The sequence below is a fragment of the Tamlana sp. s12 genome (assembly GCF_016767215.1).
In the GTDB taxonomy this organism is placed as follows: domain Bacteria; phylum Bacteroidota; class Bacteroidia; order Flavobacteriales; family Flavobacteriaceae; genus Pseudotamlana; species Pseudotamlana agarivorans.
The window spans coordinates 2,719,802-2,742,460 of record NZ_CP068547.1 but is presented as its reverse complement, the minus strand read 5'-3'; the positions used below and the strand labels follow the sequence as shown (position 1 = coordinate 2,742,460).

General features: G+C 32.7%; 22 protein-coding genes. 1 reads left to right on the top strand and 21 read right to left on the bottom strand.

The window, feature by feature from the left end; all coding sequences use genetic code 11:
* Positions 1-7 precede the first annotated feature (7 nt).
* On the top strand, positions 8-862 hold the full coding sequence (locus JJL45_RS11980; protein ID WP_068602482.1) for an AraC family transcriptional regulator: 855 nt from the start codon (positions 8-10) through the stop codon (positions 860-862).
* Positions 863-939: 77 nt separating this feature from the next.
* Here the strand turns inward: JJL45_RS11980 and JJL45_RS11975 are convergent, their stop codons facing one another.
* The 21 genes from JJL45_RS11975 to JJL45_RS11875 form a co-directional block, all read right to left on the bottom strand.
* Positions 940-1,782, bottom strand: coding sequence for an IS3 family transposase (locus JJL45_RS11975; RefSeq protein ID WP_242521433.1), 843 nt, complete (start codon positions 1,780-1,782; stop codon positions 940-942).
* A 35-nt stretch (positions 1,783-1,817) separates the two neighbouring features.
* Entirely contained in the window at positions 1,818-2,084 is a 267-nt protein-coding gene (locus JJL45_RS11970; protein ID WP_068602456.1) for a transposase, read from the bottom strand.
* A gap of 599 nt (positions 2,085-2,683) precedes the next feature.
* Positions 2,684-3,487 (bottom strand): DUF4241 domain-containing protein, encoded by an 804-nt coding sequence (locus tag JJL45_RS11965; protein ID WP_202664150.1) that lies wholly within the window; start codon positions 3,485-3,487, stop codon positions 2,684-2,686.
* A gap of 236 nt (positions 3,488-3,723) precedes the next feature.
* Positions 3,724-4,932, bottom strand: coding sequence for a hypothetical protein (locus JJL45_RS11960; RefSeq protein ID WP_068605369.1), 1,209 nt, complete (start codon positions 4,930-4,932; stop codon positions 3,724-3,726).
* 1,250 nt (positions 4,933-6,182) lie between these two features.
* The gene (locus JJL45_RS11955; RefSeq protein WP_068605355.1) at positions 6,183-6,485 is read right to left on the bottom strand and encodes a helix-turn-helix domain-containing protein; all 303 of its coding nucleotides are present in this window, start codon (positions 6,483-6,485) and stop codon (positions 6,183-6,185) included.
* Entirely contained in the window at positions 6,472-6,813 is a 342-nt protein-coding gene (locus JJL45_RS11950) for a type II toxin-antitoxin system RelE/ParE family toxin (RefSeq protein ID WP_068605352.1), read from the bottom strand. The genes JJL45_RS11955 and JJL45_RS11950 overlap by 14 nt, the downstream gene beginning before the upstream one ends.
* 774 nt (positions 6,814-7,587) lie before the next feature.
* On the bottom strand, positions 7,588-8,214 hold the full coding sequence (locus JJL45_RS11945; RefSeq protein ID WP_068605408.1) for a hypothetical protein: 627 nt from the start codon (positions 8,212-8,214) through the stop codon (positions 7,588-7,590).
* 1,708 nt (positions 8,215-9,922) lie between these two features.
* Positions 9,923-10,912: a hypothetical protein gene (locus JJL45_RS11940; protein ID WP_068605367.1), complete on the bottom strand. Its 990-nt coding sequence runs from the start codon at positions 10,910-10,912 to the stop codon at positions 9,923-9,925.
* Between the two features lie 70 nt (positions 10,913-10,982).
* Positions 10,983-12,112, bottom strand: a protein-coding gene (locus tag JJL45_RS11935) for an IS3 family transposase (RefSeq protein ID WP_202664149.1) whose coding sequence is annotated in 2 segments (ribosomal slippage) — positions 10,983-11,851 and positions 11,851-12,112 — 1,131 coding nt in all. Because the reading frame shifts where the segments join, the coding sequence is not laid out codon by codon here.
* A gap of 189 nt (positions 12,113-12,301) precedes the next feature.
* Entirely contained in the window at positions 12,302-13,390 is a 1,089-nt protein-coding gene (locus tag JJL45_RS11930) for a toxin-antitoxin system YwqK family antitoxin (protein ID WP_068605364.1), read from the bottom strand.
* Between the two features lie 189 nt (positions 13,391-13,579).
* Positions 13,580-13,903 (bottom strand): type II toxin-antitoxin system PemK/MazF family toxin, encoded by a 324-nt coding sequence (locus JJL45_RS11925; RefSeq protein ID WP_067145652.1) that lies wholly within the window; start codon positions 13,901-13,903, stop codon positions 13,580-13,582.
* Positions 13,894-14,139 carry an AbrB/MazE/SpoVT family DNA-binding domain-containing protein gene (locus JJL45_RS11920; RefSeq protein ID WP_067145653.1) on the bottom strand — a complete coding sequence of 82 codons (246 nt, stop codon included), beginning with the start codon at positions 14,137-14,139 and terminating at the stop codon, positions 13,894-13,896. The genes JJL45_RS11925 and JJL45_RS11920 overlap by 10 nt, the downstream gene beginning before the upstream one ends.
* 738 nt (positions 14,140-14,877) lie before the next feature.
* Complete coding sequence (locus tag JJL45_RS11915) at positions 14,878-15,504, bottom strand: hypothetical protein (RefSeq protein ID WP_202664148.1); 627 nt, start codon at positions 15,502-15,504, stop codon at positions 14,878-14,880.
* A gap of 160 nt (positions 15,505-15,664) precedes the next feature.
* Complete coding sequence (locus tag JJL45_RS11910; protein WP_068605355.1) at positions 15,665-15,967, bottom strand: helix-turn-helix domain-containing protein; 303 nt, start codon at positions 15,965-15,967, stop codon at positions 15,665-15,667.
* Complete coding sequence (locus JJL45_RS11905) at positions 15,954-16,295, bottom strand: type II toxin-antitoxin system RelE/ParE family toxin (RefSeq protein WP_068605352.1); 342 nt, start codon at positions 16,293-16,295, stop codon at positions 15,954-15,956. The genes JJL45_RS11910 and JJL45_RS11905 overlap by 14 nt, the downstream gene beginning before the upstream one ends.
* A gap of 241 nt (positions 16,296-16,536) precedes the next feature.
* Positions 16,537-17,496, bottom strand: coding sequence for a transglutaminase domain-containing protein (locus JJL45_RS11900; RefSeq protein ID WP_082936010.1), 960 nt, complete (start codon positions 17,494-17,496; stop codon positions 16,537-16,539).
* 1,311 nt (positions 17,497-18,807) lie between these two features.
* Positions 18,808-19,218: a hypothetical protein gene (locus JJL45_RS11895; RefSeq protein WP_068605349.1), complete on the bottom strand. Its 411-nt coding sequence runs from the start codon at positions 19,216-19,218 to the stop codon at positions 18,808-18,810.
* A gap of 198 nt (positions 19,219-19,416) precedes the next feature.
* Positions 19,417-19,863, bottom strand: coding sequence for a UPF0158 family protein (locus JJL45_RS11890; protein WP_068605347.1), 447 nt, complete (start codon positions 19,861-19,863; stop codon positions 19,417-19,419).
* Complete coding sequence (locus JJL45_RS11885) at positions 19,856-20,200, bottom strand: DUF3024 domain-containing protein (RefSeq protein ID WP_068605345.1); 345 nt, start codon at positions 20,198-20,200, stop codon at positions 19,856-19,858. Before JJL45_RS11885 ends, JJL45_RS11890 begins: the two co-directional genes overlap by 8 nt.
* A 307-nt stretch (positions 20,201-20,507) precedes the next feature.
* Positions 20,508-21,218 (bottom strand): hypothetical protein, encoded by a 711-nt coding sequence (locus tag JJL45_RS11880; RefSeq protein ID WP_068605343.1) that lies wholly within the window; start codon positions 21,216-21,218, stop codon positions 20,508-20,510.
* A 797-nt stretch (positions 21,219-22,015) separates the two neighbouring features.
* A complete protein-coding gene (locus JJL45_RS11875; protein ID WP_202664147.1) occupies positions 22,016-22,552 on the bottom strand; it encodes a hypothetical protein in 537 nt (178 codons plus the stop codon).
* Between the last annotated feature and the right edge of the window lie 107 nt (positions 22,553-22,659).

Genomic DNA, 22,659 nt, shown 5'->3' with positions numbered 1-22,659 from the left:
CAGTCATTTGAAAGCGCAGTTTGAAAAAATACCTAAGATTCAGAATACGGCGGTACACGCTTTTGTTTATGAAGGCGCTACTTTCACGGCACCTTGGCATTTTCATCCAGAATTTGAACTTACATTCATAGAAAAAGGGGAGGGAATCCGTTATGTTGCCAATAGTGTCGAGCCATTTACGACTGGGGATATGGTGCTTTTAGGTAGTAATTTACCGCATTGTTGGAAGGAGGATTTGGTTGATGAAAACGGGGTTAAATCTCTGGTGTTTCAATGGGATGACGATTTGTTAGGTGAAAATTGGATCGAGAAAAAGGAGTTTTACAATATTAAAGAATTGCTGATAAGATCGGCTCGTGGCATAAAATTTAGTCCGATGTTTAGCTCTAAATTTCACAGTGATTTAAATCGTATTATAAATTTACCGCCTTTTAAAAAACTCATGGCTTTTGTAGAAGTGCTTCAGAAATTGGCTTTAACAACAGATTATCATTTTTTAGGTAATGAGCATTTTGCAAGTGATTTAAACACAAAAACCAACGCTAGGATCGATAAGGTTTATAATTACATTCACAACCATTACAGTAATAAAATTGTACTGCACGATGTGGCCAATTTAGTGTCTATGGGAGAAGAAGCCTTTTGTCGGTTTTTTAAAAAATCACTAAACAAATCTTTATTCGCTTTTATTAATGAGTACCGAGTTACCATGGTATGCAAACAGTTAATTGAAACCAATAAGCAAGTCAAACAAATTGCTTATAACTGTGGTTTTGAAAGTCTACCGTTTTTCTATAAGCAGTTTCAGAAATATAAGGGCTGTTCTCCCCTGAGTTTTAGGAAACAGTATCGGAAGTTATAGATAGATTACCGAATAACATTTAGAAGTGTCTATATTGTTGGTTTATTAAATGGTTAGTCGGTGTAGCCTATCCCATTTTAGGACACCTCTAAATTCGACAAATAATTATTATTTAGGTCAGATTTGATGAAGAATTTAAATTCTTCATCAAATCTGGGCATATATTCCTTAGGGGATTTATTACCTAAAGATTTATGCGGATGATTAAAGTTATAGTCCTCTCTCCAGTTATCACTGATTCTTTGGAGCTGATAGGTGTCATTAAAGTAATAAGCATCCAATATATCTTCTCTAAAGAAGCGATTGAAGCGTTCTATATATCCGTTCTGCATCGGTTTACCAGGTTGTGTGTATTTGATTTCTATAAAATTCCTTTTGCACCAGTTCATAAAGGTCTTAGATATAAATTCTGGACCATTGTCACATCTAATATATTTAGGTGTTCCTATCTCTTCCTTTAAGAGCTCTAGTGTTTCAACAACAGCTCTTGCTGGATACGAAAGCCCTGCATCAATAGCTAGTGCTTCTCGATTACAATCATCTATAACGTTCAACACACGCACTTTTCTGCCATCGGTAAGGGCATCGCTCATAAAATCCATGCTCCAACACTCATTGAGGCTAGAAGGTGTTTCTAAAGGCTGTTTCACACGTTTAACCAAACGCTTTTTGTGTTTACGCCTTAAACTGAGTTTCATCTCTCGATAAACACGCAGCACTTGTTTTCTATTCCATTGTAAGCCTTCGCGACGGATCTTATAATAATATTCATCAAAACCTCTGGTCGGATATGACTCAGCAAGCTCGGTTAATTTATTTATAACCTCGCTATCATCTTTTTTACTATGGTAATACCACATCGATCTGCTAAGGCCTACAACTTTGCAGGCGCGCATGATAGGGATAACATATGCTTTGATAAGATACTTTGCACGAACTCTTTTGTCGGAAGGCTTTAGAACTTTTTTGACAATACGTCCTTTAGCATCTTGTTATCTAGGCTCACATCTGCGTACATCTGTTTAAGCCTGTTGTTCTCGTCTTCGAGCTCCTTAAGCCGTTTAAGCTGCTGCTGTTCCATACCTCCATACTTCTTTCGCCAGTAATAGAACGTACTTTTGTCTATTCCTAATTCTCTCGATAGATCGCCTACCGATCTTCCCTGTTCATTTTCCTTGAGAGCTTTTATGATCTGGCTCTCGCTAAATTTGCTGTGTTTCATTGTAACAGTTTGAATTTAAAGTTAATAAATTCGAATTATTTACTGTCCTATTTTTAGGGAAGCCTACACAATGACTCCGGCTACCTATGTCAATTCCAGCAGCATTTTTGTTGATTACATCAAGTGTGATTTTATCATCCATAAAACTTAAATTTAAAAAGCTCTAAGAGAATGTGCTTTAGGCTAAGAGATTATTCTGAACGGGATCCACACACAAAGCGTGGTCGCCAATGTACTGATGGCAAACATTCTAACCAGGATTGCGCACGTGCTTACATAAAGCAGCAACACTTTGAAAAACGGCCTTGCAAAGAGCTAAATATTAGAATAGTAATTTACAAATTTTACGTTAGCTTACGTACTGAGGAATTTTTGAGTTTCTATGGGGGATTGCGTACAACGGTCTTGTGTATGAAACGTAGCGTATAAAAAGACGCTAACTTTTCGGATAAACACAGAGCCGAATTTTTATATTTTGTTTTTAACTTATCAATCTTAAAAGCCAAATTTAAAAATTTGGCGGTCTTTCTAAATACACACAAACCTTTCGGTTTAACGCTTACTAGCTATGTTTTATACACGTTGTTGCCAGTAGTTTTTTATTCATATTCTGGCACTAACAACACTAAAAAATCAATCACAAGAGAAACAATTTCTCCGTCTTTGTCAATTCCCCAATATGATGGATACGTTCCGTCACCGTAACCTGAATGAAACATAGTTATATTTAATTCCGAGTTTGGTAATTGAAAGTTTATCCAATCTCCATAATCAGTTTCGTCATTTTGGTCTTTAGCATTTTTCTTAAATTCAGAAGCGAAAAGGTCATCATAAATATTTCCGTCTGGATTAGCTTTCATAAACTCAGATTCAAATTTCACATATTCTTTTCCAGATTGAAAGTCATAAAACCCACCTAATCCTGCGTCAACAGGAAATCCGAAATAGTCAGCTTCGTCTGTCAATTCTGCTATATTATCTTCTTCTCGTAATGCCATTACCCATTTCTCTGCCTTTTTCTCGCTAAATTCAAGTTTTGCAATAGCATATCTATCTCCAGAATCTTTAGTTTTTGCAATATAAATTTTGATTGGATATTTGCCTGGTTTAACTCTGCTAGTCAAAGGTTTTGTTTCAGAATAAACCAATGGGTCACAAACTACTATTTGTCCGCTTGGAACATTAAGCATTCCAATTTCAAGTAATTCAATTGGTGTTTCTTCTATTTCTTTATTGTCAAAAATCAGGTTATAATCTGCGTGAGAAAGCACTTCGGTTTTCTTTTCAGTTTTTTTCTTAAACAGTCCAAACATTTCCTTTTCTTTTTGTGGTTCAGTTTTTTTGTCCGATGAATTACAAGACAAAAAGCTTAGAATTATTGCAAATATTAATAGTTTTCTCAATGTCTCTTAAATTACTGGCAACGGTCTTGTATATGAAACGTGGCGTATAAATAGACGCTAACTTTTCGGATTATAAACGAGCCGAATTTTTTAATTTTCTTTTTATCTTAATTTTCTCAAAAAGCCAAATTAAAAAATTTGGCGGACTTTGCAAATACACACAAACCTCTCGTAAAGCCTATAATAGCTATGTTTTATATACGTTGTTAGCACACGTACTTATTCCGTTTTCTAATTCAAAAGTCCAAATCTTTATTCAAATAACAATCACAACCAATATGAAAAGGAACTTTCGGTGGTGAGTTCTTCGAGTACTTTTTCTTGGAACATTCGACAGCTTTTGGACAAGCATTTTCGTTATGTAATGGTTCTACTGTATAGCCTTTAATATACTCTTTATCTTCTTTCAAATCACGCCACGAATAATATGAATTTCTGAAAGTTTGAGTTAATAACTTTACTTCCTCTTCGTGGTATCTCCAAGTTTGGGACAACTCGTTAAGATTAATAGAATTATATTTTTCTGGTAATGGGTTTAGCTTAAACAGTTCTCGAAGTGAAATTTTCTTTCCAATTAGTTCTTCTGCATTACCTTTCTCCAATATAAATTCCACAGCTTGTTTTTTCCTATAATATTGCTTTTCTGGGTTATCTGCAATTTCATTTAATTCTTTAAGCGTTAAAGTCAATAATATCTCGTCATTTGGAATTTCATTTCCACGTTTTGCTAAACCTGATTCTGAAAGTTTTTCAAACATTGGTCGAGCATAAGCATCTGCGGACATAACACGAACTTTGTCCAATTTGTCTGCATAGCTTAAATATGTCTGAATGTTTTCAAATCCGTATTCCTTTATTAATTCATCGTCAATCGTGATGTCTTTCGGTTCGTATTCAAACAATACTTCTAAATCGCAGTTGGCTTTTTCGTAAAGTTCGTTGATAGCCTCTTTTCTAAAATCCACAAGAATATCTTCTTTGTCTTTAATTCCTGAAATTTCCCAATCTTTTGATGCTTTTTTTAATTCTTCAATTTTCTCAAAATACTGTTTTGCATATTTTGATTTATAAGATTCTATTTCCTTAATCCGCAAATTATGTAGTGCAAATAATCCAACAATTTCTTGCTCTTTTTTATATCCACGACTTTCATCGTCATCTAAAATAGCTCGTAGCTTTTCCGCTATTTGTTTTTCAGCGTTTTGTAATGTAATAATGAAAGGCGATTTAGGATTCAAAATCCAATCTTGATTAGCATCTTGTTTAATTGGCGGAAATTTTTCTTCTCGGTACGAACTTGAACCTGAACTATATGAAGTTTTTATTTCAACTGTTATTGGACTTTGTTCCTTTATGATATTTTTCGGTTGCTTATTTTTCTTTGAAGACTTTGCAATTAAAACTATAATTGCTCCAATAATAACTAAAGTAATAAATGTTCCCATAGGTTTTTTCGTATGTGTGCTAACGGCTACATGTATAATTTAGTTGCGTATTATGGGACTAATTTAACAAACAAAACCGAGAGCAAGAAAATTCCGAAGGAATTTTCCAAGTAATCACTGACCAAAGCAATTAATTATACATATTGTTAGCCCACGTTTGTTTTTGTAGAATCTGTATTACCCAATTTAAACAACAAATTTTTCACGAACTTATTTGCTGTAAACTTTATTTATCCAATTTACTGCTTGCGAACTGTTAAGATCTGAAATCCCAGCAGTGAGAAAATCCAATTTATATCGTTTTGCTTTGCCGCACAGTTTTTCAGTCCGCCATCCAGATTGCGCAAAGTTATGTGTCCGAAATCGCAACAGTGAGAAAATCCGATTTATTGCGAATTGCTTTACCGTATAGATTATCAGTCCGCCGTCCAGATTGCGTAAAGTTATTTGTCCGAAATCGTAAGAGTAATAAATTCAGTTTTTAGCAAATTATTTTGGAGTAGGAGTAAGCAGATATTTTGTGATTAAACCACTTTTTAGAACCGAGTGAGAATGTTGGCTAACGGTCTCGTGTATAATTTAGTTGCGTATTATGGGACTAATTTAACAAACAAAACCGAGAACGAGGAAATTCCGAAGGAATTTTCCAAGTAATCACTGACCAAAGCAATTAATTATACATATTGTTAGCCCACGTATGTTTTTGTAGAATCTGTATTACCCAATTTAAACAACAAATTTTTTACGAACTGATTTGCCGTAAACTTTATTTATCCGATGTGCTGCTTGCGAACAGTTAAGATCTGAAATCCCAACAGTTAGAAAATCCAATTTATTCCGTTTTGGTTTGCCGCACAGTTTATCAGTCCGCGGTCCAGATTGCGCAAAGTTATGTGTCCGAAACCGCAACAGTGAGAAAATCCGATTTGTTGCGTTTTGCATTGCCGCACAGTTTATCAGTCCGCCGTACTGCTTGCGTAAAGTTATGTGTCCGAAATCGCAAGAGTAAGAAATTCCGTTTTTAGCGAATTAATTTGGAGTAGGAGTTAGCGGATATTTTGTGATTAAACCACTTTTTTAGAACCGAGTGAGCATGTTGGCTAACGGTTTCGTGTATGATTTGTGGCGTGATTCAGCACCAAATTTACTAAATAAAAACGAATAGAATATTCCGCAGGAATATTCATAAGTAAGCTTGAACTAGCCATGAATTATACACGTTGTTGCCAGTAGTACTTATTTTTCTGTTATTAAATTTCCATAGATAATTTCAAACTTCCGCCTAATCCTTCTCGGATTATTCGCATCAAAGTCGAAAGTCGAATATCACTTGCATTATTCTCAATTCGAGAAATATAGTTTTTAGTCGTTCCAACTTTTTCAGCAAGCTGTTGTTGCGTTAATTGTTGTTTTTTTCTCGCTTCTTGAATTAAAATTCCAATTTTAAATGTTTCAAATTCTTCTTGGAATTCATTACGAGATTCAGTTCCGATTTTTCCGTATTGCTCGTCTAAATGGTCATCAAAGGATGTAATTCTTTTATCTGTTTTCATAATATTCCTTTTTTAATCGTTCCGCTTTTTTAATTTCTTTCTTGGGTGTTTTTTGCGTTTTCTTTTGAAATCCGCTCAATAGTATTATTAAATTCCCTTTGTCGAAAAAGCAGAAAATTCGGAATATTCCATTTCCTGCTGAAATTCGCACTTCCCAAAGTCCGTCAGTATTCGTAAGGTTTTTTAAAAATTTCTCTGGTACAATTCGAGTATTTCTCAAAAGTAAAAGAGTCCAATCTATTTTCTTACGAACAGTAAGCGACTGTTTTAAATAGAAATCTTTAAAGTGATTTTCATATAATCCTATTTCTCTTTTAAATTCGCTCAATATTATTAGTCGTTAAATTCAGAACAAAGTTACCTAAAAAGGTAACAATTTCAAAGTTTAAAACTGTTTTTTAATGTGAAAATGGATTTTGGCGTATTACTGGCAACGGTGTCGTGTATATTTAGTGGCGTAATTTAGCACGGAAGTTAACAAATAAAAACCGAATAGAAAATCCGCAGGATTTTCGCAAGCAAGCTCGACCTAGCCATTAATTATACACCTTGTTGTTTACAGTGCAATTTATTTAACATTATATATTTAAGCAACTTTAGAATTAAATCTTTTTAGAACGTCTTGCTTTACCTTACATTTTTTTAGTTCGCTGCTCAGAATAGTAGAATTGAGTATTTTAAGTGTCTGCTTTACGTTTTGTTTTGCCATGCAGCTTATCAGTCCGTTGTCTTGCTTACGAATTGTTATATGTCCGAAATCGCAAGAGTGATAAAAATCTAATTTAATGAGTTTTGCTTTGCCATAAAGTTTATCAATCCGCCGTCCAGATTGCGTAAAGTTATGTGTCCGAAATCGGCTGAGTGAGTTATCCGAAATATTATGAGTTATTAGATTTAAACCACAATATTTTTAGCGCAAAATTTAGTTGAAGTTGTGTTTTGGAAACGTCGCGAAGCATTGTAAACAACGGTCTTGTGTATGATTAGTGGCGTGTTTCAGAAACTAATTTAGCAAATAAAAACCGAATAGAATATTCCGCAGGAATATTCGTAAGCAAGCTCTAACTAGCCATTAATTATACACCATGTTGTGCATAGTATTTTATGTTTTAATAATATCAGAGTTCACTTTGGTGTAATTCCAGCCATTCAAATACTCAAGTAAAATTTCAGTTATTTCTGCCATACAATGAATTGCTTCTATTTTTAAGTCTTCGTCGATATTATTATCTTTTTTTGAAAAGCTAAATTGCATAGTTCGTTTATTTGAGTCAGCTGATTGAATTGTATTATAGATATGTTTTTCGCTAAAATGAATATACCCAGATGATTGCTTATAAACATTAGTAATCCAAGGGTATTCTTCATTTAAAAGATTTCTCAAATACCAATCTTTCATTAATTTTCCATTTTTGTCTTTTAAGGTATCTATTTTTATTCCGTCAATTACTTTTGTTGCGAAATTGTGAGGGTCATTTACAATCCAACAAGCAGAGAATCTAATTATATTATCAAGGTGGCATCTAACTAAATGTGATGCAGCTATGAAGTTATCATCTTTTAATAATGTTGTGAAACCAAAAACCAATTTTAAGGACCTATTAATTACTGCGTTTGACAAGAAGTCCAAGGGGTAAAATTTTCCAGAATTTAGCTTTTTAGCTACATCCAAGAGTTGGGTTTCTTTAAATTCTAACTTTTGAATTTCTTTTTCTATTTTTTTTGTCATTGCTAGGTATTATGCACAACGGCTACATGTATAATTTAGTTGCGTATTATGGGACTAATTTAACAAACAAAACCGAGAGCGAGAAAATTCCGAAGGAATTTTCCAAGTAATGACTAACCAAAGCAATTAATTATACATATTGTTGGCACACGTATGTTTTTAAAGATTTTGCTATATCCACGACTAAACAACTAATATCTGCGTTTCGCTTTGCCGTAATTTTTATAAATCCGTCGTATTGCTTACGTATTGCTTTTGTCCGAAATCGGCTGAGTAAATTAATCCGAGTTTTTCCGCTTTGCTTTTCCATCCAGTTTATCAGTCCGCCGTCCAGGTTGCGTCATGCTATGGTCCGAAATCGCAAGAGTAAGAAATTCCGATTGGCTACGTTTTGCTTTGCCGTAAAATTTATAAACTGTAATTGTTATTAGATGATTTTTGAGTTAGAATTGAGTAGGAGTGAGCTTTAGATTTTGTTTATTAAACCACTTTTTTTAGAACTGAGTGAGCATGTTTGCCAACGGTCTCATGTATGGGAAGTTGCGGACAAAAGGAGAATGATTTTCCGCAGGAAAATCAGCCGTCCTAAAATGCACTTGCCATTAAATTTTGCCTAAAGTAGCAATTTTTTATACATATTGTTGGCGCACGTGAAATTTTTAAGAATCTGCTTATCCAATCTTAAATCACAATTTCTTGCGTTTTGCTTTGCCGCTAGGCTTGCGCATTGTTATGGATCCGAAATCTCAAGAGTAATTAAATCCGATTATTGCGCTTTGTTATGCCGCAAAGTTTGTCTGTCCGCCATACTGCTTGCGTATTGCTATGGTCCGAAATCGCATGAGTGAGTGAAGTCCGATTTATTAGGTTTTGATATACGCACTGGTTATCAGTCCGCCGTAATATTTGCGTAATGTTATGGTCCGAAATCGTCTGAGTAAGAAAGTCAGATTTACAGGATTAGATTTGCCGTAATATTGGTTTTTAGGAATATTAAACCGCCATTTTTATTACGCTGCGCAATCATGAGCGCCAACGGTCTCATGTATGGGAAGTTGCGGACAAAAGGAGAATGATTTTCCGCAGGAAAATCAGCCGTCCTAAAATGCACTTTCCATTAAATTTTGCCTAAAGTAGCAATTTTTTATACATATTGTTGGCGCACGTGACATTTTTAAGAATCTGCTTATCCATTTTTAAGCCACTAATTTTTGCATTTTGCATTGCCGCATAGTTTATCAGTCCGTCGTCCAGATTGCGCATTGTTATGGATCCGAAATCGTAAGAGTAAATAATTCCGATTATTGCGCTTTGTTATGCCGCACAGTTTGTCTGTCCGCCGTAATGCTTGCGTATTGCTTGGGATCCGAAGTCACATGAGTGAGTGAAGTCCGATTTATAAGGTTTTGATATACGTATTGTATTTCAGTCCGCCGTAATATTTGGGTATTGCTTTGGTCCGAAATCGGCTGAGTAAGAAAGTCAGATTTACACGATTAGATTTGCCGTAATATTGGTTTTTAGGAATATTAAACCGCCATTTTTATTACGCTCCGCAATCATGAGCGCCAACGTTGTTGTGTATGGTTAGTTGCGTGGTTAAGTAACTAATTTACTAAACAAAAACGAACCAGAGAAAATTCCGAAGGAATTTTCCAAATAAGCACTTGCCAAAGCAATTAATTATACACGTTGTTGTAACACGTTTTTATTTAAATAATTTTTCTTCAAGTTTTCCCTTTTCGTAGGCTTTGTAAAACTTTTTTGTCTTTGAAGTCATCGGAACGTTATTCTTCTCATCTCCTATAAATTCTAATAAAATTTTTGCTCCGCCAAGTTGTACTTCTTTAACATCTTCTTGTTCGCTATACTTTTCACCGTCTTTTGGTTTACATTCTAAAATTCGGTTATGATTTATCTTTTGGTCTAATCCGTAATTTATCATTGCAACAGAATAAAGAAACTGTTGTTTGTCTTTGTTGGTAAGAGAAGTGAAAAAATCACCAAAAGTTGGGATTCCCATTCCAATATCTTTATTCATCCAAAATCCAACGATTTGCGCAGCAGCTCTAAATTCAGTTCCATTAGGATAAACAGGGTTCGAAAAAATATATTGACTTGCATCAAAAATCAGATTTTCATAGTTCTCATATTCAGGATTTTTATCTTCTTGCATTTTTGCTAAAGACACAGAAAAAAGCTCGTTTGAAGAAGAAGGAAATGTGAATGAAGTCCAAAGTCTTGATTTAACAATTTCGTTTTCAAACTTTCCTGGTCTAAATTCGATTGAATTAAGAGCTTCTTTTATGAGATTTTTTGTCGATTCCGAATTTGGGTATGAACTTACAGTTACATCTGTAACTTTTGAATCTTCTGTGACTGTCAAATAAACATAAACATTTCCTTTAAATTTAATTTCTGAAGAAAGTTTAGGGTAAATAAAATTTCTCAAATTCTTTTCAGAACAAGCGATTTGTTCTTTTTCTGAAAGTCCAGAATCGCAATCATTTTCAAATGGTAGTTCTGTCAAAACAGCATAATGATAAATTCCTTCTTTCTCTTGTTTAAACGGTTTTGCCTTATATCCTCTTTCAGCAGTTTTGTCGGCATCTAAAAAATGTCCTTTCGGTATTTGTCCAATCGCAAAAATTGGAACTAAAAGTAAAAAAGTCAGAATGTTTAATTTGTATTTCTTCATTTTGTTAATTTGGTCAAATGTGTTACAACGGTCTCGTATAAGAATGTAGGCTTCCCCATATTAGAACTGCCTAATTTTCTAAAACTGGTTTAAAATTACTGTTTTTAATTCTCTTGGGGCTAGCCCCAAGAGAATTAATTTTTGCATACTTAATAGGAGAAGTTTTTCCTAGAGCATCGTGTGGTCTGTGGTTGTTATAGTCATCTATCCATATCTGGGTTTGTTCTCTAACCTGATCAAGATCTTCGAATATGTATTTGTTTAGGACTCCACGTCTATAACTTCCATTAAAGCGTTCTATAAAAGCATTTTGAGTTGGTTTTCCTGGCTGAATATATTTAAAATCTATTCCATGCATTTGACTCCATTCATTAGTGATATTAGCGATAAACTCAGGACCGTTATCCATTCGTATCTTCTGGGGTTTTCCTTTTTTATTTATTAGGTGGTTAAGCACCCAGACTATGCGATTACTAGTCAATGAAAAATCTATTTCTATATGAAGAACTTCTCGGTTAAAATCATCAATGATATTAAATGCTCTAAAACGTCTTTTGTTCTCTAAAACGTCGGTTACAAAATCCATACTCCAAGTATGATTGAGCTCATTAGGGACCTCTAAAGGCTCTTTTACTCTAGCAGGCAAACGTTTCTTTACCTTTCTTCTCAAAGGCAGCCCTAAAGAAACATAAACCCTATGCACACGTTTGTGATTCCAGGGTTTGCCTTCTTCTCGTAATCGGTCATAGGCTTTCCAAAATCCTTCTTCAGAATGCGCTTCAGCTTTCTGCTGTAAAGCTTGTTCTATCTCGAGATCGTCCTTGGGTGATGGTGTGTAATAATAGACGCTCTTACTCATATTCAATACGCGACACGCCCTGTTGATGCCGTAATGTATAAGTTCCTTTGCAATACTCCGTTTACGGCAGGGCTTTATAGCTTTTTTTCAATTATTTCTTTAGCCATTTGATGGTCTAAAGCTAAAGTTGCGTACATCTGTTTAAGTTTGCGATTTTCCTCTTCTAATTCTTTAATACGCTTTAGTTCTTTTCCATTCATACCAGCATAACGTTCTCGCCATTTATAAAAGGCAGATGTACTTACACCATGTTCACGCGTTATCTGTTCAACACTCTTACCGTTATCGAACTCTTTTAAAATCTTAGCTATTTGCTGTGGACTGAATTTACTTTTTCTCATAATTACTGTTTAAAGTTAATATTATTTTTACACTTTTAAACAGTTCGGTTTTAAGGGGAGCTTACAAGAATAGTTGCTTGGTTAAGTCACTAAATTAGCAAACAAAAACTAGCCAGAGGAAAATCTGCAGGATTTTCCGAGTAAACAATGACCAAGCAATTATTTTTATACATTGTTGTGTGTAGTTTTTTAATGAATTATTGAATCTATAGCAATTCCATTTTCTGCGATAATTGTTTTAGTTAATTTACCTTTTTTGTCGAAATATTTTGTTTTTCCATGATGCTCATCATTTTTAAGAAATCCATCAAACCATAGTTCGCCAGTTTCATAATAACCTTTTACTTGTCCATTCTTAATTCCATTAACAACATTTAATTCTTGACTCAGGTTCCCATTTTCAAAATAAATATTTGCTTTCCCGTTTATTTTATAATTTTTAGATTCAACCATTTTGTGTAAGTTCCCATTTTCATAGTAAGTGAAGGTCTGTCCTATTGAAGTTAAACTTAATGTGTCTAATTTAATTATATCAAGTTGTTTCAATTTTCCATTAGGAAAATATTTCTTGCAAGTGTCTATGCTTTTTGAGTACCAATAGCTGCATATTAATTTAGGTGTTCCGTCATTATAATAGTTTTTGCTCAAACCATGAAGTTTGTCATCTTTCACATAGTTAGACTCCTCAATATTTCCATTTTCATAATAAATAATTCCTTGACCAATTTGTTTGTCCATTTCCCAATAAGAGATATCTTTTGTGTTTCCGTTTTTCCAATAATTTATTCTTTTTCCATGCTTTTGTCCATCTCGGAAATTAATTGTTTGTTTAAGACTACCATCTGTATTCCAATATCTTTTCCAAAGACCTTGCTCTAAATTATTTTCAACCAAACCTTCTTCGATTATTATTTCTCCCTTGTTTGAATAAAAATGCTTGTAATATCCATTTTCATAAATCCGTTTATATTCCTCATTATTTTTTTTCCAAACTGTTTTTATTAAGCTATCTGTTTCTTTATCGAATAATTTTTCAATTCTGTTTGGTAGACTATCCAATATTTCTATTTCTCCAAATCTGTTACCATTATCGTAGTAATATTTAAGTGTACCTTTTTTGTATTTAAAATCTGAATCCTTACTTATTCTTTGCCAATAACCTTTTTTGCCATCTTCCTCGTAAAAAACATAGTCTGAATTTTTGTATCTAGAATTATTTGGGTTGTCTTCACAAGAGCAAAGAAGTATTAAGAAAAGGATGAAAAGTTTATTTTTCAATTTAGTAGGTTATCTGGTTTAAATTACACACAACGGTCTCGTGTATAATTAGTGGCGTGATTTAGGACGGAATTTAACAAATAAAAACCGAATAGAATATTCCGCAGGAATATTCGTAAGTAAGCTCGACCTAGCCATTAATTATACACCTTGTTGCCATTAGTACTTTTTATTGTTCAAAATTTAGTTTTAATCTACAAAAGTTTCTCTAATAATATCTTTACAATTCTGTATTTCAGATTTCGATAATTGGTCAAAGGTTTTTAATATACGGGATTTGTCAATTGTCCTAATTTGGTCTATTGCAATCATTCCTTTTTTTCCGCTGTGTTTTACTTTTATTCTGGTCGGATAATTTTTCAAGTTCGTTGTCATTGGTGCAACAACGATTGTTCTTAAAAACTTATTAATTTCATTTGGCGAAATAATTACACAAGGTCTTGTTTTTTTAATTTCACTACCAATTGTTGGGTCAAGATTTACGAGTACGATAGAATACTGTTCTAATTCCATTCCTCAAAATTTTCGTCCTCAAAAACATCATTGAATAATAATCGATCGTCATTATTCTCATGCATTTCTTGAAAAGCTTTTTCCCAGTTTTTTCTTGGACTACTAATTGGCTTTAGGATTATTTGTCCTTTTTCCAAAATCATCTCAACTTTGTCTTTTATGTTATACTTTTCTAAAATAGTCTTACTTAAACGTAGACCTTTAGAATTTCCGATTTTTATAATTGCTGTTTCCATAACATTTTATTTGTAATTACAAAGTTAGTACAAAACATTCAATCCGCAAAGTTTTTTCAGTATTAATGGCAACGGCTACATGTATAATTTAGTTGCGTATTATGGGACTAATTTAACAAACAAAACCGAGAGCAAGAAAATTCCGAAGGAATTTTCCAAGTAATCACTGACCAAAGCAATTAATTATACATATTGTTAGCCCACGTTTGTTTTTGTAGAATCTGTATTACCCAATTTAAACAACAAATTTTTCACGAACTGATTTGCTGTAAACTTTATTTATCCAATTTACTGCTTGCGAACTGTTAAGATCTGAAATCCCAGCAGTGAGAAAATCCAATTTATATCGTTTTGCTTTGCCGCACAGTTTTTCAGTCCGCCATCCAGATTGCGCAAAGTTATGTGTCCGAAATCGCAACAGTGAGAAAATCCGATTTATTGCGAATTGCTTTACCGTATAGATTATCAGTCCGCCGTCCAGATTGCGTAAAGTTATTTGTCCGAAATCGTAAGAGTAATAAATTCAGTTTTTAGCAAATTATTTTGGAGTAGGAGTAAGCAGATATTTTGTGATTAAACCACTTTTTAGAACCGAGTGAGAATGTTGGCTAACGGTCTCGTGTATGATTAGTGGCGTGATTTAGCGTGGAAGTTAACAAATAAAAACCGAATAGAATATTCCGCAGGAATATTCGTAAGCAAGCTCGACCTAGCCATTAATTATACACCTTGTTAGCATTAGTTTTTTACTTTAGAAATATAATTTTCAATTTCTTTTTTCCATTCCGGATATTCGATTTTTTTTAAACCTTTTCTTGAAATTAATTTAGTGTTTTTATCTAACTTTTTTAAAACACTTTTAAGTTTTGGAGTACCATTTCCATATGGCCAATCGGTAAACAATCTACCATATTCCCAATAATTATAATCATCCTTGATTGATTCTTGCCATTTGTTTAAAAAATAACTATTCAAATGTTCACCATTTATTCTAGGGTCAAAAAGAATCATTGTTATCAAACTTTCTGATCCATTACTATTTCTCCAATTATAACCTATAATTACAGTATACCCATTAATTTTTCCGATTAAATAGTCTTTTTCTGTTTTGAACCCAACTTTAAGGAAATCTGTAAATTTTGTAGTTTTAATTTTTTTCACCCTTAATTTCGGTCCAACATATTTATCGTAGGTAAAGAATATAGTTCCAATAAAAATTGATAAACATATAATAAGCAACAATAGATGAAAAAAACCATCTATTCCCATATTAAAGCTTCCTGTTATTATGGTAGATAACAATGTTGATAAAGCTATAATAGAAAAATAAGATAATGCTTTTCTATAGTAGTTTAGGATTTTCATCAAATTAATGCTAACGGTTTCGTGTATGATTTGTGGCGTGATTCAGCACCAAATTTACTAAATAAAAACGAATAGAATATTCCGCAGGAATATTCATAAGTAAGCTTGAACTAGCCATGAATTATACACGTTGTTGCCAGTAGTACTTATTTTTCTGTTATTAAATTTCCATAGATAATTTCAAACTTCCGCCTAATCCTTCTCGGATTATTCGCATCAAAGTCGAAAGTCGAATATCACTTGCATTATTCTCAATTCGAGAAATATAGTTTTTAGTCGTTCCAACTTTTTCAGCAAGCTGTTGTTGCGTTAATTGTTGTTTTTTTCTCGCTTCTTGAATTAAAATTCCAATTTTAAATGTTTCAAATTCTTCTTGGAATTCATTACGAGATTCAGTTCCGATTTTTCCGTATTGCTCGTCTAAATGGTCATCAAAGGATGTAATTCTTTTATCTGTTTTCATAATATTCCTTTTTTAATCGTTCCGCTTTTTTAATTTCTTTCTTGGGTGTTTTTTGCGTTTTCTTTTGAAATCCGCTCAATAGTATTATTAAATTCCCTTTGTCGAAAAAGCAGAAAATTCGGAATATTCCATTTCCTGCTGAAATTCGCACTTCCCAAAGTCCGTCAGTATTCGTAAGGTTTTTTAAAAATTTCTCTGGTACAATTCGAGTATTTCTCAAAAGTAAAAGAGTCCAATCTATTTTCTTACGAACAGTAAGCGACTGTTTTAAATAGAAATCTTTAAAGTGATTTTCATATAATCCTATTTCTCTTTTAAATTCGCTCAATATTATTAGTCGTTAAATTCAGAACAAAGTTACCTAAAAAGGTAACAATTTCAAAGTTTAAAACTGTTTTTTAATGTGAAAATGGATTTTGGCGTATTACTGGCAACGGTTTTGTGTATGGTTAGTTGCGTGGTTAAGCACCGAATTTAGCAAATAACTCACAGATAGAATATTCCGCAGGAATGTTCGTATGTCGGCAGTGACCTAGCAATTAATTATACACTGTGTTGCCACCAGTTATTTATATTTTGAAATTAATTACATCGTTGCATTCTTTTAATGTATATGAGTTTTCTGTATTTTTAAATTCAGCAATTTTAACTTTAAAAAAAGCGGTCTTTGATATTAGACTTTTTTCAAATCGAAAATAAGTATAACCATCTTGCACTATAGTTTTAATAAAAGGTATAGGTTTAAAATTTAAATTATCAATACTAAATTGCAACCCAACTGTCCAATCTTTATTTGGATTATTTTTAAATACAAAGTAGTAATAATCTTTATCAGATTTCAGTTTAGGTATATCTGAAAATCCTGAAAAAAACCAAATAGGTTTAATAAATTTTGAATTATTAAATTCTTCTAATGACAAAGGTTTTTTAAGTAATTGCCATTTGCTATTTTCAGGATAATGAGTTATAATAGAATATTCAGGTTTAATGTTAAAATAAAATTCAGATTGTGATTCCTCATTTGAAGTTCCCCAAGTTGTATCAACTAACATCCACTTAATATTTAGTTTAATGGCGTTCCAAGCGTGTCTATAGATATCATCAGCCGCCAATTCAACATAATGATTTCTTTCGTCACGAATGTGTCCAGATATTACTACTGTTTCAATATCTACTGAATCTAAAAACCATTGATATAATTTGGCATATCCAGCACAAATACCTTTTCTTGTATTATATACAACAGACTCTTCTTGACTTTGCCAAAATATTTCATTATCTATTGTTCCATCTACGATTTTCTGATATGTTCCTTTGTCATACTCTAAATTTGAACCAATCCAATAGTAAAAAAATCTTGCAAGTTGTTCTTCGTCTTTGATATTTTCTTCTGCATAAGTTATCAAATCCGACATTTCAAGATTCAATTCACTCGTTTTTTCAACCAAATCTTTTATTTTTTCTGTTTGAGAGAAAACTGAATTAGCGAAAAACACTATGAAAAATGTAAAGCAGAAAGTTTGTTTCATAATTGGTGGCAACGGCTACATGTATAATTTAGTTGCGTATTATGGGACTAATTTAGCAAACAAAACCGAGAGCGAGAAAATTCCGAAGGAATTTTCCAAGTAATGACTAATCAAAGCAATTAATTATACATATTGTTGGCACACGTATGTTTTTAAAGATTTTGCTATATCCATAACTAAACAACTAATTTTTGCGTTTCGCTTTGCCGTAATATTTTTAAATCCGTCGTAATGCTAGCGTATTGCTTTTGTCCGAAATCGGCTGAGTAAATTAATCCGAGTTTTTCCGTTCTGCTTTTCCATCCAGTTTATCAGTCCGCCGTCCAGATTGCGTCTTGCTATGGTCCGAAATCGCAAGAGTAAGAAATTCCGATTGGCTACGTTTTGCTTTGCCGTAAAATTTATAAACTGTAATTGTTATTAGATGATTTTTGAGTTAGAATCGAGTAGGAGTGAGCTTTAGATTTTGCTTATTAAACCACTTTTTTTAGAACTGAGTGAGCATGTTTGCCAACGGCTTCGTGTATGATTAGTGGCGTAATTTAGCACGGAAGTTAACAAATAAAAACCGAATAGAAAATCCGCAGGATTTTCGTAAGCAAGCTCGACCTAGCCATTAATTATACACCTTGTTGTTTACAGTGCAATTTATTTAACATTATATATTTAAACAACTTTAGAATTAAATCTTTTTTAAACGTCTACCTTTACCGTACAGTTTTTAGTTCGCTGCTGAGAATAGTAGAATTGGGTATTTTAAGTATCTGCTTTACGTTTTGTTTTGCCATGCAGCTTATCAGTCCGCCGTATTGCTTGCGAATTGTTATATGTCCGAAATCGCAAGAGTGATAAAAATCCAATTTAATGCGTTTTGCTTTGCCATAAAGTTTATCAGTCCGCCGTCCTGCTTGCGAATTGTTATGTGTCCGAAACCGCAAGAGTGAGTGAAATCCGATTATTTACGTTCTGATTTGCCGCAAAGTTTATCAGTCCGCCGTCCTGATTGCGAATTGTTATGTGTCCGAAATCTGCTGAGTGATTTATCCGAAATATTATGAGTTTTTAGACTTAAACCACAATATTTTTTTTGGTAAAATTGAGTGATGTTCTGTTTTGGAAACGTCGCGCAGCATTGTAAACAACGGTCTCGTGTATGATTTGTGGCGTGATTTAGCACGGAAGTTAACAAATAAAAACCGAATAGAATATTCCGCAGGAATATTCGTAAGCAAGCTCGAACTAGCCATTAATTATACACCTTGTTGTGCTTAGTGTTTTTTATTTATTTTTTCACAATCAATTCAGTCAGTTTTAAAGTTGAATTGTTGTGTTCGTTTTTAATAATTCCAAAATTTTTATTCTATCAGAAATATCCTTATAAAAAATCCAATCCGATATTGTTCCAGTTGTTTTTTTATATCGCCTTTCCAATGCTGTTGAGTTTCTGTTAATCAACGCATCGTTACTCAAATTATCTAAAATTTCCGCAATTAATTTGTTGGCATAGTCATCATCAATTTCAGTCCAGTTTTCGATTTGAGGTGTTGATATTAATTCAATAAAACTTTCTAAGTCAGAGCTTCTCCAATGGTTTCTCAGAAAATCCACATCTATTTTTAAGGATGATAATTCATTAATGTTTTCTACCGTCTTTTCAGCGGTTTCCTTTCCGTTTTCAAATCCGATTACTAATTCCTTTATTTTCCTTTTCAGTTCTTCCATTTTGGGTTTCCGACATTAAGCACAACGGTCTCGGCTATGATTAGTACGGGAATAAAAAAGAAATTAACTTCCAATTAAACACTTAGCCAAAACTTTTTATTTTGTTTTATATTTTTTGTTCTAAAGCCAAATCAAAAGATTTGGCGGACATTACAAAAACATACTAAAATTTAGGTTAAGCACCTAACCCCGTATTAATTATAGCCATTGTTGTGAGCTGGCTTTATTTGTTTTTAATTCAGTTTCTACTTTTTTCTCAATTTTTTTTTGCTTGAAATCAAACCAATTTTGTCTAAAATTTGATTGGTCTACTTTACTTTTAAAATTCTGAAATGGCTTTTTGTTTTCCAATACTTTTCCCAATTCTGCCTTAAGATTTTGGTCAGTTAATTGTTGTACAAATAATTCCATAATTTTAAATGACTCAAAGCTTTCCAAAACAGCGAATTTTATAAAATCTGTTGTGTTATTTTCTATGCTTTTAAAATCCTGTTCAAAAGATTTTTTAAAGTCATCTTGGTCTGATACATAAGAAATCCCTGGAATAGATATAATTTCACTTGTTTTCACATTAAAATAGCAGTCGAATCCACAATCCAATTCCTGCGCAATATTTTTGATGATATTTTGTTTCAGATTATCCAAAAAAACAACCGTGTTTATCTTCTTTAATTACGTTAACTATTTTTTCTAAGTGTGTTGATTTTGGAAAAGGGTCATAAATTTCCCATTTCCCACTTGCTCGCATCCAATATAAATTCCATTCCTTTCTGGACTTATAAAATCTGATTTTAGCAAATTCAATATTTTCTATTTCTTCTGGATTGTTCCAAAAAGGTCTAATTTCATAAAGAATTACAACTTTTCCATCATAAGAATACCCAAAATCCAACTTTTTGCGGATTTCATTATCTTCAGGCCGTAATGATTCTATATATTTTTTTATTGTAGATTCATTTATATCGATTGCAGTATTTTTCATTTATTTCGGTTCTTTTTTCAACTTCTGACTAATGTAAAAATATGATCCTGAAAATCAGTAGTTTATAAATGTTCGATTTTCTCATATTTATTAAAATTCTTAGAGGCAATTTACTCAATTTTTCGTTAGCCAACATACCAAGGAATTTTTGGGTTTCTATGAGGGATTGCTCACAACGGGTTTGTGTATGGTTAGTTGCGTGGTTAAGCAACTAATTTAGCAAATAAATCACAGATAGAATATTCCGCAGGAATGTTCGTAAGTCGGCAGTGACTAAGCAATTAATTATACACGGTGTTAGGCAACGTTATTTATTATATTCAATTTTTGCATTTATAAAAGATTCCGTTGAATCATTTTCCGTAACCTTATATCTGATGCAGTTTTTTTTAGAATCATATTCGACACAATCATAAATACTTTCGCTGAAAATTTCTCCATCTTCAATAACAACGGTTGAGCTTTTCATTATTTCTCCGTTATTCAATTCAGTAACTTCTTTGATAAATGAAGACATTCTATCGTAAACATTATACTTAATCAAATTCCAATTTGAATCATATAAAAACTCTGTTATTTGGTCAGGAAATACACTGTATTTTAAATTTATTGAATCTGTTAAAGAGTTTCCTAGAGCTCTGTATTCAGATTGCTTAATTAATTTTCCTTTTTTATTTATTGCGTTTTCAATTTTGGATTTATTTACAAATTCCCTAGAACCATTGAAATATGTTTTCGAAATCAAAAGGTTCTTTTTATCATAATTATAAGAATTAATATGTATTAAACCCTCCGAAGAATATTGCCTTTGTTCGTAAATCATACCGTTTTGATTGAAGTAAAATTCGTTATCAATAAAGTAAGTGTTTTCTTTTTCCGTACTATTTCTTTCGTGTTCAAACTTTAGGCTTTTAACTTTTCCTGTGAGTCCAATTTTTTCTAAATCGGTCGTAACATTCTTGCTAAATGAACAGCTAATTAGTAAAATTGAAATCGTAAATATTTGAAGGTACCTCATTCGTTTTTAATGTTGCCTAACGGTCTCATGTATAGGAAGTTGCGGACAAAAGGAGAATGATTTTCCGCAGGAAAATCAGCCGTCCTAAAATGCACTTGCCATAATTTTTTGCCTAAAGTAGCAATTTTTTATACATATTGTTAGCGTACGTGCTATTTATAGAATTATGGGAAGTCCATTTTTAAACAACTATTTTATTGCGTTTTGCTTTTGACCAAAACCGTTTGAGTGATTAAATCCGAGTTAAGACGATTTGCTTTTCCATCAAGTTTGTCTATCCTCCGTATAGATTGCGTGTTGCTTTGATCCGAAACCGTTTGAGTAATTAAATCCGAATTAAAGCGCTTCGCTTTTCCATCCAGTTTATCAGTCCGCAGTAATCTTTGCGAATTGCTTAGGATCCGAAGTCGCATGAGTGAGAGAAGTCCGATTTATTAGGTTTTGATATACGTAATGTTTTGCAGTCCGCCGTAATCTTTGCGTATTGCTTTGGTCCGAAATCGGCTGAGTAAGAAATTCCGATTAGTTAAGTTATGCTTTGCCATAAAACTTATAAAACCATTTATATTTTAAGCACTTTTTGAGTTTGGAAAGAGTAGGAGAGTGCTGGGGTTTTTAGCTTTTAAACCACTGTTTTTCGATTTGAGTGAGCCATGAACGCTAACGGTATCGTGTATGATTTGTGGCGTGATTTAGCAGGAAAGTTAACAAATAAAATCCTAATAGAATATTCCGCAGGAATATTCGTAAGCAAGCCCGAACAAGCCATGAATTATACACCTTGTTGCCAGTAGTACTTATATTTTCATTAAATCTTTATTCTTGTCTTTTAAATACCAATATTTCTCTTTTCCATTACTATAAAAACTATTCCTGGTTGCTATAAATTCCATATCTTTTAAATTAAGACGTATTGATAATTCTCTGATTTCACCACCTTCTTCATGTTGAATTAAAAATGATATAATACCAGAACCAAATTCGCTTAATCCTGAAAAATATTTAATATCTATGATTTTTGATCCAGATTGAAAACCTTTCTTTATCATTTCCTTTGTGATAAGTTCTTTTCCATAATCGAAAATAACTTGAATATCAGTTAAGCGGTCTTTTTTTTCAGATATAGATAGGCCTTTCCACATTTTATAATCTTCCATAAAAAGATATTTTCTTTCAGAAATTGAATCCTGAATTTTAGTTTCTGAATTAATTTCGGCAATTTTTGCTTCATTAATTATATCGATTTTTTTCTTTTTGAAAATGAATTTGTAAAGCCAATAAAAAGGAAGTCCAATTAGGAATGAAATTAATAATAAGAGGATTGTTCCAAGCATTAAATTTGTTTTTTGATTTTAGTATATTTTTCCCATTACTGGCAACGGTCTCATGTATGGGAAGTTGCGGACAAAAAGGAGAATGATTTTCCGCAGGAAAATCAGCC

Excerpts from the sequence above, each read along its gene's own strand:
- JJL45_RS11970 (WP_068602456.1), bottom strand. The coding sequence starts at position 2,084 with ATGAAACACAGCAAATTTAGCGAGAGCCAGATCATAAAAGCTCTCAAG.
- JJL45_RS11960 (WP_068605369.1), bottom strand. The coding sequence starts at position 4,932 with ATGGGAACATTTATTACTTTAGTTATTATTGGAGCAATTATAGTTTTA.
- JJL45_RS11955 (WP_068605355.1), bottom strand. The coding sequence starts at position 6,485 with ATGAAAACAGATAAAAGAATTACATCCTTTGATGACCATTTAGACGAG.
- JJL45_RS11945 (WP_068605408.1), bottom strand. The coding sequence starts at position 8,214 with ATGACAAAAAAAATAGAAAAAGAAATTCAAAAGTTAGAATTTAAAGAA.
- JJL45_RS11940 (WP_068605367.1), bottom strand. The coding sequence starts at position 10,912 with ATGAAGAAATACAAATTAAACATTCTGACTTTTTTACTTTTAGTTCCA.
- JJL45_RS11925 (WP_067145652.1), bottom strand. The coding sequence starts at position 13,903 with ATGGAATTAGAACAGTATTCTATCGTACTCGTAAATCTTGACCCAACA.
- JJL45_RS11920 (WP_067145653.1), bottom strand. The coding sequence starts at position 14,139 with ATGGAAACAGCAATTATAAAAATCGGAAATTCTAAAGGTCTACGTTTA.
- JJL45_RS11915 (WP_202664148.1), bottom strand. The coding sequence starts at position 15,504 with ATGAAAATCCTAAACTACTATAGAAAAGCATTATCTTATTTTTCTATT.
- JJL45_RS11910 (WP_068605355.1), bottom strand. The coding sequence starts at position 15,967 with ATGAAAACAGATAAAAGAATTACATCCTTTGATGACCATTTAGACGAG.
- JJL45_RS11900 (WP_082936010.1), bottom strand. The coding sequence starts at position 17,496 with ATGAAACAAACTTTCTGCTTTACATTTTTCATAGTGTTTTTCGCTAAT.
- JJL45_RS11895 (WP_068605349.1), bottom strand. The coding sequence starts at position 19,218 with ATGGAAGAACTGAAAAGGAAAATAAAGGAATTAGTAATCGGATTTGAA.
- JJL45_RS11885 (WP_068605345.1), bottom strand. The coding sequence starts at position 20,200 with ATGAAAAATACTGCAATCGATATAAATGAATCTACAATAAAAAAATAT.
- JJL45_RS11880 (WP_068605343.1), bottom strand. The coding sequence starts at position 21,218 with ATGAGGTACCTTCAAATATTTACGATTTCAATTTTACTAATTAGCTGT.
- JJL45_RS11875 (WP_202664147.1), bottom strand. The coding sequence starts at position 22,552 with ATGCTTGGAACAATCCTCTTATTATTAATTTCATTCCTAATTGGACTT.